The organism is Acidovorax sp. Root219 (assembly GCF_001428665.1).
Lineage (GTDB): Bacteria > Pseudomonadota > Gammaproteobacteria > Burkholderiales > Burkholderiaceae_C > Acidovorax.
The window spans coordinates 263,678-277,484 of the sequence record NZ_LMIJ01000014.1; the positions used below are offsets into that span (position 1 = coordinate 263,678).

The window sequence follows — 13,807 nt, forward strand, 5'->3', positions numbered from 1 at the left end:
TTTGTCGCTGCGACAAGCCTTCGATTATAGCCCAACTTTTCAGGCCGTCTGGAATTTTCGCCAGATTGTCTTGCCGTTGCTGGCCTTGTCGATCTGCGTGAGCACATCGGCGTGCGACGCCACTTCCTGTTCGCTGGCGGGCAGCACGGGCAGCACCAGGGCGCTCAGGTCGATGGCAGCCACGCTGATGCCGCCGGCGCTGTCGTCCGTGTCGTCGATCACCAGCAGCGCATCCTGCCCGCGCGTCATGTTGATGTAGACGTCGGCCAGCAGCTCGGCATCGAGCAAGGCGCCGTGCAGCGTGCGGCCCGAGTTGTCGACCTCCAGCCGGTCGCACAGGGCATCCAGCGAGTTGCGCTTGCCGGGGAACATCTCCTTGGCCATGGCCAGGGTGTCGGTCACGCTGCCGACATAGGTCTTGAGCGGCGGGCGGCCCGTGAGCTCGAGCTCCTTGTTCAAAAAGCCCACGTCGAAGGCCGCGTTGTGGATGATGACCTCGGCGTCCTTCAGGTACTCGAGGATGTCGGGCGCCAGCTCGGCGAACTTGGGCTTGTCGCGCAGGAACTCGTTGCTGATGCCGTGGACCTTGAGCGCGTCCTCGTGGCTGTCGCGCCCCGGGTTGAAGTAGAAATGCAGGTTGTTGCCGGTGAGCTTGCGGTTGAACAGCTCCACGCAACCGAGTTCGATGATGCGGTCGCCACCTTCGGCCGAGAGGCCGGTGGTTTCGGTATCGAGAACGATCTGCCGTGTCATGTCAGTGATTCTCTTTCGCGTGGTTGATCGTGTACTTGGGGATTTCCACGGTCACATCGGTTTGCGCCAGGATGGCCTGGCAGGACAGGCGCGATTGGGGTTCCAGGCCCCAGGCGCGGTCCAGCAGGTCTTCCTCTTCTTCTTCGGCATCGTTGAGCGAGGACAGGCCCTGGCGCACGATGACGTGGCAGGTGGTGCAGGCGCAGCTCATGTCGCAGGCGTGCTCGATGTCGATGTGGTTGTCCAGCATGGCCTCGCAGATCGAGGTGCCGGCAGGCGCCGTGATTTCGGCGCCGGCAGGACAGTATTCCGGGTGGGGCAGGATTCGGATGACGGGCATGGCGGGCGTCTTGTTCTTGTAAGGGATGAAAAAGGAGCGGTCAGAAGGACTGCACGTTGCGGCCGGCCAGCGCCTGCTGGATGCCGCGGTTCATGCGCTGCGCGGCAAAGGCTTCCGTGCCCTTGGCCAGGGCTTCGGTGGCGGCTTCGATCACGGCGGCGTCCTCGGATTCGCGCTGCTGGCGCAGGGCGTGCATCAGGGCGTCGATACCGGCGCGCTCTGCCGCCGAGAGCACGTCGCCATCGGCGTCGAGTGCGCTCTGGGTGGCCAGCAGCATGCGGTCGGCGTCCACGCGGGCCTCGACCACGGCGCGGGCACGCATGTCCTGCGCGGCGGTGGCAAAGCCGTCCTGCAGCATGCGGGCGATCTCGTCGTCCGAGAGGCCGTAGGAGGGCTTCACGTCGATGCGTGCCTCCACCCCACTGCCCTGCTCCTTCGCACTCACGCTCAAGAGGCCATCGGCATCGACGGTGAAGGTCACGCGGATGCGCGCCGCTCCGGCCGCCATGGGCGGAATGCCGCGCAGCTCGAAGCGCGCCAGGCTCCGGCAGTCCTGCACCAGGTCGCGCTCGCCCTGCAGCACGTGGATCGCCAAGGCGGTCTGGCCGTCCTTGTAGGTGGTGAAATCCTGCGCCTTGGCGGTGGGAATGGTCTCGTTGCGCGCCACGATGCGCTCCACCAGGCCACCCATGGTCTCGATGCCCAGCGACAGCGGGATCACGTCGAGCAGCAGCAGGTCGCCCGCCGTGTTGTTGCCAGCCAGCTGGTTGGCCTGGATCGAGGCGCCCAGGGCCACCACCTCGTCGGGGTCCAGGTTCGTCAGCGGCGTGGTGCCGAAGAAGTCGGCCACGGCGCGCTGCACCTGCGGCATGCGGGTGGAGCCACCGACCATGACCACACCCTGCACTTCCTCGCGGGTGAGCTGCGCATCGCGCAGCGCACGGCGCACGGCCACCATGGAGCGCGTCGTGAGCGGCGCCGTGGCGGCCTCGAAATCCGCGCGCGAAACGGCGTGCTGCACGCCCTCGCCCGCCAGCTGTGCGGTGAAGGTGGCGCTGTCGGCGGCGCTCAGCGCCTCCTTGCAGGCGCGGGCCGCCATGCGGGCCGCGACCTTGTCGCCGGGCGCCTCCACCGTGCGGCCCAGTTGCTGCAGCACCCACTCGGCCAGGGCGGCATCGTAGTCGTCGCCGCCCAGGGCAGAGTCGCCGCCCGTGGCGATGACCTCGAACACGCCCTGCGTGAGGCGCAGGATGGAGATGTCGAAGGTGCCGCCACCCAGGTCGTACACGGCGTAGACGCCCTCGCTGCCATTGTCCAGCCCGTAGGCAATGGCAGCAGCCGTGGGCTCGTTGATGAGGCGCAGCAGGTGGATGCCGGCCAGTTGGGCCGCATCCTTGGTGGCCTGGCGCTGGGCGTCGTCAAAATACGCGGGCACGGTGATCACGGCACCGTACAGGTCGTCGTTGAAGGTGTCTTCGGCGCGGTAGCGCAGCGTGGCCAGGATCTCGGCGCTCACCTCCACCGGCGACTTCACGCCGCCCACGGTGGCCAGGCTCACCATGCCCAGGGCGCTGTCGGCCGGGGGCACGAAGTCGTAGGGCAGCTTGGCGGCATCGGCCACGTCGGCCAGGCCCCGGCCCATGAAACGCTTGACCGAGGCAATGGTGTTGCGCGGGTCCTCCACCTGCGCGGCCACGGCGTCGTGCCCGATCTGGCGGCCACCCGCCTCCAGGTAGCGCACCACCGAGGGCAGCAGCACCCGGCCCTGGTCATCGGGCAGGCATTCGGCCACGCCGTTGCGCACGGCCGCCACCAGGGAATGCGTGGTACCGAGGTCAATGCCCACGGCAAAGCGCCGCTGGTGCGGGTCGGGGGACTGGCCGGGTTCGGAGATCTGCAAAAGCGCCATGGAGTGATTCTTGTCGTCGTGTTCTACGTTGTCTGCAGGCCCGCCGCGCGGCCCGCAGGAAAGGGGGCAAGCCCCACTAACCTCTATTGTCCCAGTTGATCCCGGCGGCGTTCGATGTCGTCGGCAAATCGCGCAATGAACATGAGGGCTCTGACCTCGCGCGCCGCGCCAGCGGCATCGCCCTCCTCGTCCAGCAACTGGCCGCAGCGGGCCAGCGCCGCGCGCCGCGCCTGCTGCACCTCGCCGTCCAGGGCCTCCAGGGCGGCCTCACCCTCTGCGTCTTCGAGCGCTTCGCGCCATTCCATCTGCTGCATCAGAAAGGCCGCCGGCATGGCCGTATTGTCCTCGGCGCGGATCGGCGCATCGCGCAGCTCGCACAGGTAGGCGGCGCGGCGCAGCGGGTCCTTCAGGCGCTGGTAGGCCTCATTGATGCGCACCGACCACTGCATGGCCACGCGCTGGGCCGCAGCGCCCTGGGCCGCGAACTTGTCGGGGTGGGCCTCACGCTGCAGCTCTTTCCAGCGCGCATCGATGGCGCTGCGCTCCTGTGCAAAGCGCTGCGCCAGGCCGAACAGCTCGAAATCGTCGGATTGCAGGTTCATGGAGGGGAAAGGGTCAAGAAAAAACCGCCAGCACAGAGGTGCGATGGCGGTTTGGCTGGGCAGTCGGCGCCGGCACCAGGGCCGGCACAGCAAGCGACTAGACGCGGAAGCTCTCGCCGCAACCGCAGCGGTCGCGTTCGTTCGGGTTGTTGAACTTGAAGCCTTCGTTCAGGCCCTCGCGCACGAAGTCGAGCTCGGTACCATCGATGTAGGCCAGGCTCTTGGGGTCGATCAGCAACTTCACGCCGTGGTTCTCGAACACCACGTCTTCAGGCGCGCTGTCGTCCACGTACTCAAGCTGGTAGGCCAGGCCCGAGCAGCCCGTGGTCTTGACGCCCAGGCGCACGCCCAGCCCCTTGCCCCGGCGGGACAGGTAGCGGGTCACGTGCCGCGCAGCGGCTTCGGTCAGCGTGATGGCCATGGTCGATCAGGCAGCCACTGCGGCAGCGTGCTTGGTCTTGTAGTCGAGCACTGCGGCCTTGATGGCGTCTTCCGCGAGGATGGAGCAGTGGATCTTGACGGGCGGCAGGGCCAGCTCTTCGGCGATCACGCTGTTCTTCAATGCAGCCGCTTCGTCCAGCGTCTTGCCCTTGACCCATTCGGTCACGAGCGAGGACGAGGCGATGGCCGAGCCGCAGCCATAGGTCTTGAAGCGTGCGTCTTCGATCACGCCGGTTTCGGGGTTCACCTTGATCTGCAGCTTCATCACGTCGCCGCAGGCGGGCGCGCCCACCATGCCGGTGCCCACCGAATCGTCACCCTTGTCGAACGAGCCCACGTTGCGGGGGTTCTCGTAATGGTCAACCACTTTGTCTGAATAAGCCATGATGTGTACCTCTTCAATTCTTCAAAATGCAATTCGGTCAGTGCGCAGCCCACTGGATGGTGCTGATGTCGATGCCGTCCTGGTACATCTCCCACAGCGGGCTCAGCTCGCGCAGGCGGGCGACGTTCTCGCGGATGGTGCCAATGGCGTAGTCGATCTCTTCCTCGGTCGTGAAACGGCCGATGGTCATGCGCAGGCTGCTGTGGGCCAGCTCGTCGCTGCGGCCCAGGGCTCGCAGCACGTAGCTGGGCTCCAGGCTGGCAGAGGTGCAGGCAGAGCCCGACGACACGGCCAGGCCCTTGATGCCCATGATGAGCGATTCGCCTTCGACGAAGTTGAAGCTCATGTTCAGGTTCTGTGGCACGCGGCGTTCCATGCTGCCGTTGATGAACACCTGTTCGATGTCCTTCAGGCCATTGAGCAGGCGCTGCTGCAGAGCAAGCGCCTTGGCATTGGACTCGGCCATTTCTTCCTTGGCGATGCGGAAGGCCTCGCCCATGCCCACGATCTGGTGCGTGGGCAAGGTGCCCGAACGCATGCCGCGCTCATGGCCGCCCCCGTGCATCTGCGCTTCCAGGCGCACGCGGGGCTTGCGGCGCACGTACAGGGCGCCCACGCCCTTGGGGCCGTAGGTCTTGTGCGCGGTCATGCTCATCAGGTCGATGGGCAGGGTATTCATGTCGATCTCGACGCGGCCGGTGGCCTGCGCGGCATCCACATGCAGCAGCACGCCCTTTTCGCGGCACAGTGCGCCGATGGCCGGGATGTCCTGGATCACGCCGATCTCGTTGTTCACGAACAGGATGCTCACGAGCACCGTGTCGGGGCGGATGGCGGCCTTCAGGGCCTCCAGGTCCACCAGGCCGTCTTCCTTGACGTCGAGGTAGGTGGCTTCAAAGCCCTGGCGTTCGAGCTCGCGCACGGTGTCCAGCACGGCCTTGTGCTCGGTCTTGAGCGTGATCAGGTGCTTGCCCTTGCCCTTATAGAACTGGGCCGCGCCCTTCAGGGCCAGGTTGATCGATTCCGTGGCGCCGCTGGTCCAGACGATCTCGCGCGGGTCGGCGTTGATCAACTCGGCCACCTGCACACGCGCCTTTTCCACGGCCTCTTCCGCTTCCCAGCCCCAGGCATGGCTGCGCGATGCCGGGTTGCCGAAGTGCTCGCGCAACCAGGGGATCATGGCGTCCACCACGCGGGGGTCCACCGGCGTGGTCGCGCCGTAGTCGAGATAGATGGGAAAGTGTGGAGTCATGGCGTGGCTGGCTCAGGAAGGTTGCTGGCTTGCAAACAACAAGGGGCAGTACAGTAAAAAACGTTCAGGGCGGTGCCGACCCCAGGGCCGGCATGATCGACCTGGAGGTCAGGACTTGGCGAACACGTTGCCGAGTGCGAACACCGAATTCGGTGCATTCACACGGATCGGCTTGACCACCGGGGTGGTCGAGATGGCGCGGCGCACGATCGGCTTGTCTTCGATCTGCACACCCTTGGCCAGTTGCTCTTCCACCAGCTTTTGCAGCGTGACGGAGTCGAGGAACTCGACCATGCGCTGGTTCAGCGAGGCCCACAGCTCGTGCGTCATGCAACGGCCGGCTTCGCCCAGGCAGTTTTCCTTGCCGCCGCACTGGGTGGCGTCAATGGGTTCGTCCACGGATACGATGATGTCGGCCACCGTGATGTCGCCCGCCTTGCGGGCCAGGGTGTAGCCGCCGCCGGGGCCACGGGTGGATTCCACCAGTTCATGGCGGCGCAACTTGCCGAACAGCTGTTCCAGGTAGGACAGCGAAATCTGCTGGCGCTGGCTGATGGCAGCCAGGGTGACGGGTCCGTTGTTCTGGCGCAGGGCCAGGTCAATCATGGCGGTGACCGCAAAACGGCCTTTGGTAGTGAGACGCATCGCAAGCTCCTTGTGCTAAGGCTTGTTCGTTGTAGAAACTGCCGACTGCTGACTGTTGGCCAGCAACGACACCGTCTCCGCCCCTTACTCCGCACAGTTGTCCGCTGCGGAGCCCTTCATCGCTGGGCTTTGTTCTTGAGTAGTTTGTAGGAGTATAGCACAAATCCCTATCGAATCAGTCGGGATAAGAAACCATCGGGTCACTATTTCCCCATACGCGTTTTTACTGACCGCCCAATTCGCCAGGAATGCGCTTCCCCGTCCTCATGTCGGGGTGCAAACTCGCTTTCACAAGGCCACGGAATCATTGCCATGCGCACCGAAGGCCTGGTCCTTCAGGCGCGTGAGCTGGTCCCGCACACGGGCCGCCTGCTCGAACTCGAGGTTGCGCGCATGGTCGAGCATGGCCTTCTCCAGCCGCTTGATCTCGCGCGCCACATCCTTCTCGGACATGTCCTCCACCTTGGCGCGCTGCATCGTTTCCTGCTCCAGGCGCTCGGCATCCTTGCCCGCTTTCTCGCTATAGACGCCGTCAATCAGGTCTCTTACCCTCTTGACAATGCTGCGCGGCGTGATTCCGTGGGCCTCGTTGTGTGCGATCTGTTTGATGCGCCGGCGTTCCGTCTCTCCCATGGCTTTTTTCATGGAGTCGGTGATGCGGTCGGCATACAGGATGGCGTGGCCATTCAGGTTGCGCGCCGCACGGCCTATGGTCTGGATCAGGCTGCGCTCGGCCCGCAGGAAGCCCTCCTTGTCGGCGTCCAGAATGGCCACCAGCGACACCTCGGGGATATCGAGCCCTTCGCGCAGCAGGTTGATGCCCACCAGCACATCGAAGGCGCCCAGGCGCAGGTCGCGGATGATCTCCACGCGCTCCACCGTGTCCACGTCGCTGTGCAGGTAGCGCACCTTGACGCCGTTGTCCGTGAGGTAGTCAGTGAGCTGCTCGGCCATGCGCTTGGTCAGCGTGGTGATGAGCACGCGCTCGCGCTTCTCGGCGCGGATGCGGATCTCCTGCAGCACATCATCCACCTGGTGGGTGGCGGGGCGCACCTCCACAATAGGGTCCACCAGGCCCGTGGGGCGCACCACCTGGTCCACCACCTGGCCGGCATGGGTTTTTTCGTAGTCGGCCGGCGTGGCCGAGACGAACACCACCTGGCGCATGCGCTGCTCGAACTCCTCGAACTTCAGCGGCCGGTTGTCCAGCGCCGACGGCAGGCGAAAGCCATACTCCACCAGCGTGGTCTTGCGCGATCGGTCGCCGCTGTACATGGCGTTGAGCTGGCCGATCATCTGGTGGCTCTCGTCCAGGAACATCAGCGCGTTCTTGGGCATGTAGTCGGTCAGCGTGCTCGGCGGGTCGCCCGGCGCGGCGCCCGACAGGTGGCGCGTGTAGTTCTCGATGCCCTTGCAGTGCCCTACCTCGCTGAGCATCTCCAGATCGAAGCGGGTGCGCTGCTCCAGGCGCTGGGCCTCCACCAGCTTGCCATCGGCAAGCAGTTGCTTCAAGCGCTCGGCCAGCTCGATCTTGATGGTCTCCACGGCCGCCAGCACCTTGTCGCGCGGCGTCACGTAGTGGCTGCTGGGGTAAACGGTGAAGCGCGGGATCTTCTGCTTGACGCGGCCCGTGAGCGGGTCGAACAGCTGCAGGCTCTCGATCTCGTCGTCGAACAGCTCGATGCGGATGGCCAGCTCCGAGTGCTCGGCCGGGAAGACGTCGATGGTGTCGCCGCGCACGCGGAACTTGCCGCGCGAAAAATCGGCCTCGTTGCGCTGGTACTGCATGCGGATCAGCTGGGCGATCACGTCGCGCTGGCCCAGCTTGTCGCCGGTGCGCAAGGTCATCACCATGCGGTGGTAGCTCTCGGGCTCGCCAATGCCGTAGATGGCCGACACGGTGGCCACGATGACCACGTCGGTGCGCTCCATCAGGCTCTTGGTGCATGACAGGCGCATCTGCTCGATGTGCTCGTTGATCGCGCTGTCCTTCTCGATGAACAGGTCGCGCTGGGGCACATAGGCCTCGGGCTGGTAGTAGTCGTAGTAGCTCACGAAGTATTCCACGGCGTTCTTCGGAAAGAACTCGCGGAACTCGCTGTACAGCTGCGCCGCCAGGGTCTTGTTGGGCGCGAACACGATGGCCGGACGGCCCATGCGGGCGATCACGTTGGCCATGGTGAAGGTCTTGCCCGAGCCGGTCACCCCGAGCAGGGTCTGGAAGGCTTCGCCGTCGTTCAGCCCCTCGACGAGCTTTTGGATGGCCTCGGGCTGGTCGCCCGCAGGAGGGTACGGTTGGAACAGCTCGAACGGCGAATCGGGGAAGCGCACGAACTCGCCGTCTTGCTGATCCGGTATGACTTCTGATATTTCCAGCATGGGGTAGGTCAACGGTTGGTGGGGGCTAGCCGTTAAAATCGGCGGAACCTGGCACGTTACACCACGCCCGGATTCTTCGCTACTGACAACCTTTCAAGGATTTTCATGTCTCTGTTCACCGCCGTCGAAATGGCACCCCGCGACCCCATCCTGGGCCTCAACGAGCAATTTGCTGCTGACACCAACCCCAACAAGGTCAATCTGGGTGTGGGCGTGTATTTCGACGACAACGGCAAGCTGCCCCTGCTGCAATGCGTGCAGGCCGCTGAAAAGACCATGATGTCGACCCCCACGGCCCGCGGCTACCTGCCCATCGACGGCATCGTGGCCTATGACAATGCCGTCAAGGGCCTGGTCTTCGGCGCCGACAGCGAGCCCGTGACCTCCGGCCGCGTGGCCACGGTGCAGGCCATCGGCGGCACCGGCGGCCTGAAGATCGGCGCTGACTTCCTCAAGAAGGTGAGCCCGAACGCCAAGGTGCTGATCTCCGACCCGAGCTGGGAAAACCACCGCGCGCTGTTCACCAACGCGGGCTTCGAAGTCGACAGCTACGCCTACTACGACGCCGAAAAGCGCGGCGTGAACTTCGAAGGCTTCCTGGCCAGCCTGAACGCGGCCGTGGCCGGCACCATCGTCGTGCTGCACGCCTGCTGCCACAACCCCACCGGCTACGACATCACCGCCGACCAATGGGACCAGGTGATCGCCGCCGTCAAGGCGAAGAACCTCACCCCCTTCCTGGACATGGCCTACCAGGGCTTTGGCCATGGCATCGCCGAAGACGGCGCCGTGATCGGCAAGTTCGTGGCCGCCGGCCTGAATTTCTTCGTCTCCACCTCGTTCAGCAAGAGCTTCAGCCTGTACGGCGAGCGCGTGGGCGGCCTGTCGGTGCTGTGCGCCAACAAGGAAGAAGCCAGCCGCGTGCTGAGCCAGCTCAAGATCGTGATCCGCACGAACTACTCCAACCCACCCATCCACGGCGGCGCCGTAGTGGCTGCCGTGCTGGGCAACCCCGAGCTGCGCGCCCTGTGGGAGAAGGAACTGGCCGAAATGCGCGTGCGCATCAAGGCCATGCGCCAGAAGCTGGTCGACGGCCTGAAGGCCGCCGGCGTGAAGCAGGACATGTCCTTCATCACCACCCAGATCGGCATGTTCAGCTACTCGGGCCTCTCCAAGGACCAGATGGTGCGCCTGCGCAGCGAATTCGGCGTGTACGGCACCGACACCGGCCGCATGTGCGTTGCTGCGCTGAACAGCAAGAACATCGACTACGTCTGCCAATCCATCGCAAAAGTTGTCTGATTTCGACGATGAAGCGGTGCTGCGGCACCGCTTTGTGAGCCAGGCGCTCCAGAACCCGCACAACGCGGCCATTCTGGAGCGTTTGCCGCTTATGGGCCTGCCCGATGCCTGGCTGGTCGCGGGCTGCCTGTTCCAGACGGTGTGGAACCTGCACGCTGGCCATGCGCCCGATGCGCGCATCAAGGACTACGACCTGTTCTACTTTGACGCGGGCGACCTGTCGGCCGCCGCCGAAGAGGCCGTGCAGGCGCGTGCCGCAGCCCTGTTCGCCGACCTGCCCATCACCGTGGAAGCCAAGAACCAGGCGCGCGTACACCTGTGGTACGAGGAATGGTTCGGCTACCCCTACACCGCCCTCACCTCGGCGCGCGAGGGCATTGGCCGCTTTCTGGTGCCCTGCACCTGCGTGGGATTGCAACCGACGCCTTCAGGCCCGGTACTGCATGCGCCTTACGGACTCGATGAGCTGTACGCGGGCATCCTGCGGCCCAACCATGCCTGCCCGCACCTGCCCTTGTTCGATGCCAAGGCGCAAAGCTACCAGCAGCGCTGGCCCTGGCTGCGCATCGAGCGTGAATTCACCCCCACAGCACCGAGCGCATCGAAATAGACGCCGACTGGAAGCCGGTATTGAAGAAGCGCGGCATTTCGGTCGATTGCACCGCCCCGGCCGCATACAGCAGAGGCAGGTAGTGCTCATGGGTGGGATGGGCCTGTTTCGCCACGGGGCCCAGCTTCAGAAAGTCCGCCAGCGCACCGAGCTGGCCCTTCTTGATCTGGTCCTGCACCACGACATCGAACTCCTGGGCCCAGTCATAGGCCTCGTTGGCCGCCGTGCCGCGGCGCGTCACGCGCAGGTTGTGCACCACATTGCCGCTGCCCACGATGAGCACGCCGCGCTCGCGCAGCGCCGCCAGCTGCCGGCCCAGCGCATAGTGTTCGGCCGGGGCACGGCTGTAGTCCATGCTCAACTGCAGCACAGGGATCTGCGCCTTGGGGAACATGGGCTTGAGCACCGACCAGGTGCCGTGGTCCAGGCCCCAGTCGCCCTCGTCCACCCCCAGCGCCGCGCCGGTGGCCGGTGATTTCAGCTCTCGGGCCAGGCTGCGCGCCACGGCCGGTGCGCCCGGCGCGGGGTACTGCTGGTCGAACAGCGCCTGCGGAAAGCCGCCGAAATCGTGGATTGTCTTGGGGCTGGCCATGCCCGTGAGCTGCCAGCCACCCTTCGTAAGCCAGTGGGCGGAGATGCACAGGATGAGCTGGGGTTGCACCGCGCGCGCCATCAGCTCCGTGCCCAGCGCCTCCCAGGCACGGCGCCAGGCGTTGTCCTCGATGGCGTTCATCGGGCTGCCATGGCCCACGAACAGCACCGGCATGCGCGGCGACGGCTTGAGGGCTTGCAACGCGGGGAAGGCGGCGGCACTGCTGAGCGAGGTCACGGTAACTCCCGGAAAAATGGCCAGGCCAGCGAGGGCGGCCAAAGAGGTTCTGCGGTGCATGAATGGGAGAAGGTAACAAATTTTGTATAACGCAGGGAGTGAGCGCTCGGCCTGGCCAAAGTTCCGGCCATCGGGTGCCCGTGCATCGCAGTCCTTCCATTCCCATAAAGAGACATGACCACCACCACCCCGCCCCAACCCCTGCGCAACACCCGCGTCCTGAGCCTTGCCCTGAACCTGCCCGGCCCCGCCGCGCTGATGCGCTGCGCGCGCATGGGCGCCGAATGCACCAAGCTCGAACCGCCGCCGGTGGCCGGCTACCCAAGCGCCGACCCGATGGGCATCTACAGCCCGGCGGCCTATGCCTCGCTGCACCAGGGCGTGCGGGTGCTGCATGCCCACCTCAAGACGGCCGAGGGCCAGGCCACGCTGCACGAGGAACTGGCGCGCACCGATGTGCTGATCACCTCGTTTCGCCCCTCGGCCCTGGCCAAGCTTGGCCTGGATTGGGAAGCCCTGCAGACGAAATACCCGCGCCTGTCGCTGGTGCGCATCGTCGGTGCCGCCGCCGGGCGCGCCGAGGAGCCGGGCCACGACCTCACCTACCTGGCCGATGCCGGCCTGGTCACCGGCACCGAGATGCCGCCCACCCTGTACGCCGACATGGGCGGATCGCTGATGGCCAGCGAAGCCGTGCTGCAGGCCCTGCTGGAACGTGCCCACACCGGCCACGGGGTCTGCATCGAGGTGGCCCTGGCGGATGCTGCGGCCTGGCTGGCCCAGCCGCGTGACTGGGGCCTGACCACACCCGAGGGTGACGTGGGCGGCAACCACGCCGGCTACCGCATCTACCCCTGCGCCGACGGCCGCGTGGCCGTGGCCGCGCTGGAGCCCCACTTTGCCGCCAGCCTGTGCGCGGCCGCCGGCCTGCCCGCCACGGGCGACGCCCAGGTACTGCGCGCCCCCGCCACCCACGAGGCGGTGGCCGGTTTCCTGCGCACGCAGACCCGCGCGCAGCTCGATGCCCTGGGGCAGGCCCAGGACATCCCCCTGCACACCTTGGCCTGATTGGAGCCGACGCCATGCAAAAGCAGGGGACCGTGGCGCGCTGGAACGCGGAGCGCGCATTTGGCTTCATCCGCAGCCCGGAGACGGATGCGGATGTGTTCTTCCACGTGCGGGACTTCCGCGGCGGCGGCGTGCCGCGCGAAGGTCAGGCCGTGGTGTACGAAGAGATCCACGTGGGCGGCAAGGGACCTCGTGCCATGGCGGTGCAGCCCGTGGGCACGCAGGCGGCGGCCGGCACCACGGCACGCGGCAAGGGCACCGCGCCGAAGGCACCGCAGGCACGCCAGCCGAGCAAGGCACCAGCGCCCGCACCCCGCCGTCCGCAGCGTATGCGCACAAACCACGCGGGCAGCGCGGCATCCACCGGGCCTGCGCTGCTCCTGATGGTGCTGTGGGTCGCCCTGCTGGCTTGGGGCGTCTGGAGCGCACGGCTGCCCCTGTGGCTGCTGGGCGCTGCCGCCGCAGTCAATCTGCTGACCTATGTCGTCTACGCCATGGACAAGGGCGCCGCGCAAAGAGGCCAGTGGCGCGTGCCAGAGAAGAACCTGCACCTGCTGGCACTGGCGGGCGGATGGCCCGGCGCCTGGGTGGCGCAGCAGACACTGCGACACAAGTCGAGCAAGGCCGAGTTCCGGGTCGTTTACTGGGCAACGGTGGTGCTGCACTGCGCAGGCCTTGCGGCCTGGGTGATGCGCTGGATCGGCTGAAGGAACAGCCCCAATGTGTGATGACAGGTAAATTGTCCCTGGGACTACACACGGCGACATTGCCAACGGCTCCAATGGAAGAAGTATCCACCCCTCCAAAGGAGACGGCCATGAAGCCAATGATTCTTGACTCCACCATGACCAATATGGGCGGCGTGTTCTATCCCACAGGGCATGTGTTCGCCCTGTTCCCCGACGAGGACTGCGTGCGCCAGGCGGCGACGGCACTCGAAGCTGCCGGCCACAAGGGCGAACTGGCCTATGCCAGCCCCGAGGCCATCATGGCCGACATCGTGCGCACACTGGGCACTGCCGATGCGCCCCTGCCCTCCGTAGGCGCCGAAGGCGACATGGTGCGCCGCATTGCCGACCTGGCAGGTACCGGCCACCACGGCCTGCTGATCCAGATGGACAGCAAGGACGAACCCGATACGGTGGTCGCGGCCATCGCTCCCGAAGGCGCTGCCACGGCCTTCTACTACCGCACCTTCATCATCGAAGACCTGGTCACGCCGCCGGTGCCGGACGAGAAGACCCAGTCTGTGGTGGTAGGGACGCACGCAGCGACGAGCTGATCCCTCCCCC

Annotated in this window: 15 protein-coding genes; 5 read left to right on the forward strand and 10 right to left on the reverse strand. The window is 65.9% G+C overall.

Annotated elements, in window-relative coordinates:
* Positions 1-39: 39 nt before the first annotated feature.
* From dnaQ to uvrB, 9 genes are all read right to left on the reverse strand, one after another.
* Positions 40-753: a DNA polymerase III subunit epsilon gene (gene dnaQ / locus ASE28_RS17120; protein WP_057203110.1), complete on the reverse strand. Its 714-nt coding sequence runs from the start codon at positions 751-753 to the stop codon at positions 40-42.
* Position 754: 1 nt separating this feature from the next.
* On the reverse strand, positions 755-1,093 hold the full coding sequence (gene fdx / locus ASE28_RS17125) for an ISC system 2Fe-2S type ferredoxin (RefSeq protein WP_057203111.1): 339 nt from the start codon (positions 1,091-1,093) through the stop codon (positions 755-757).
* A 40-nt stretch (positions 1,094-1,133) separates the two neighbouring features.
* Positions 1,134-3,002, reverse strand: a complete 1,869-nt coding sequence (gene hscA / locus ASE28_RS17130) for a Fe-S protein assembly chaperone HscA (RefSeq protein ID WP_057267687.1) — start codon at positions 3,000-3,002, stop codon at positions 1,134-1,136.
* An 83-nt stretch (positions 3,003-3,085) separates the two neighbouring features.
* A complete protein-coding gene (gene hscB / locus ASE28_RS17135) occupies positions 3,086-3,604 on the reverse strand; it encodes a Fe-S protein assembly co-chaperone HscB (protein ID WP_057267689.1) in 519 nt (172 codons plus the stop codon).
* A gap of 97 nt (positions 3,605-3,701) precedes the next feature.
* On the reverse strand, positions 3,702-4,025 hold the full coding sequence (gene iscA, locus ASE28_RS17140; RefSeq protein WP_057203114.1) for an iron-sulfur cluster assembly protein IscA: 324 nt from the start codon (positions 4,023-4,025) through the stop codon (positions 3,702-3,704).
* A 6-nt stretch (positions 4,026-4,031) separates the two neighbouring features.
* Positions 4,032-4,430, reverse strand: a complete 399-nt coding sequence (gene iscU, locus ASE28_RS17145; protein ID WP_057203115.1) for a Fe-S cluster assembly scaffold IscU — start codon at positions 4,428-4,430, stop codon at positions 4,032-4,034.
* Positions 4,431-4,467: 37 nt separating this feature from the next.
* Complete coding sequence (locus ASE28_RS17150) at positions 4,468-5,682, reverse strand: IscS subfamily cysteine desulfurase (RefSeq protein ID WP_057267691.1); 1,215 nt, start codon at positions 5,680-5,682, stop codon at positions 4,468-4,470.
* Between the two features lie 108 nt (positions 5,683-5,790).
* Positions 5,791-6,327, reverse strand: a complete 537-nt coding sequence (gene iscR / locus ASE28_RS17155) for a Fe-S cluster assembly transcriptional regulator IscR (protein ID WP_057203117.1) — start codon at positions 6,325-6,327, stop codon at positions 5,791-5,793.
* Between the two features lie 288 nt (positions 6,328-6,615).
* Positions 6,616-8,706 carry an excinuclease ABC subunit UvrB gene (gene uvrB, locus ASE28_RS17160; RefSeq protein ID WP_057267693.1) on the reverse strand — a complete coding sequence of 697 codons (2,091 nt, stop codon included), beginning with the start codon at positions 8,704-8,706 and terminating at the stop codon, positions 6,616-6,618.
* Between the two features lie 105 nt (positions 8,707-8,811).
* Between uvrB and ASE28_RS17165 the strand changes: the two genes are divergently transcribed.
* Entirely contained in the window at positions 8,812-10,008 is a 1,197-nt protein-coding gene (locus tag ASE28_RS17165) for an amino acid aminotransferase (protein WP_057267695.1), read from the forward strand.
* Entirely contained in the window at positions 10,001-10,618 is a 618-nt protein-coding gene (locus ASE28_RS17170) for a nucleotidyltransferase family protein (RefSeq protein WP_200963961.1), read from the forward strand. Before ASE28_RS17165 ends, ASE28_RS17170 begins: the two co-directional genes overlap by 8 nt.
* On the opposite strand, the gene ygiD is transcribed toward ASE28_RS17170, so the two are convergent.
* Complete coding sequence (gene ygiD / locus ASE28_RS17175) at positions 10,587-11,489, reverse strand: 4,5-DOPA dioxygenase extradiol (RefSeq protein WP_057267697.1); 903 nt, start codon at positions 11,487-11,489, stop codon at positions 10,587-10,589. The genes ASE28_RS17170 and ygiD overlap by 32 nt on opposite strands.
* 132 nt (positions 11,490-11,621) lie before the next feature.
* Between ygiD and ASE28_RS17180 the strand changes: the two genes are divergently transcribed.
* From ASE28_RS17180 to ASE28_RS17190, 3 genes are all read left to right on the forward strand, one after another.
* The gene (locus ASE28_RS17180) at positions 11,622-12,515 is read left to right on the forward strand and encodes a CoA transferase (protein ID WP_057267699.1); all 894 of its coding nucleotides are present in this window, start codon (positions 11,622-11,624) and stop codon (positions 12,513-12,515) included.
* A 14-nt stretch (positions 12,516-12,529) separates the two neighbouring features.
* Complete coding sequence (locus tag ASE28_RS17185) at positions 12,530-13,222, forward strand: DUF1294 domain-containing protein (RefSeq protein ID WP_057267701.1); 693 nt, start codon at positions 12,530-12,532, stop codon at positions 13,220-13,222.
* Positions 13,223-13,332: 110 nt separating this feature from the next.
* A complete protein-coding gene (locus tag ASE28_RS17190) occupies positions 13,333-13,797 on the forward strand; it encodes a hypothetical protein (protein WP_057203123.1) in 465 nt (154 codons plus the stop codon).
* Positions 13,798-13,807: the final 10 nt, after the last annotated feature.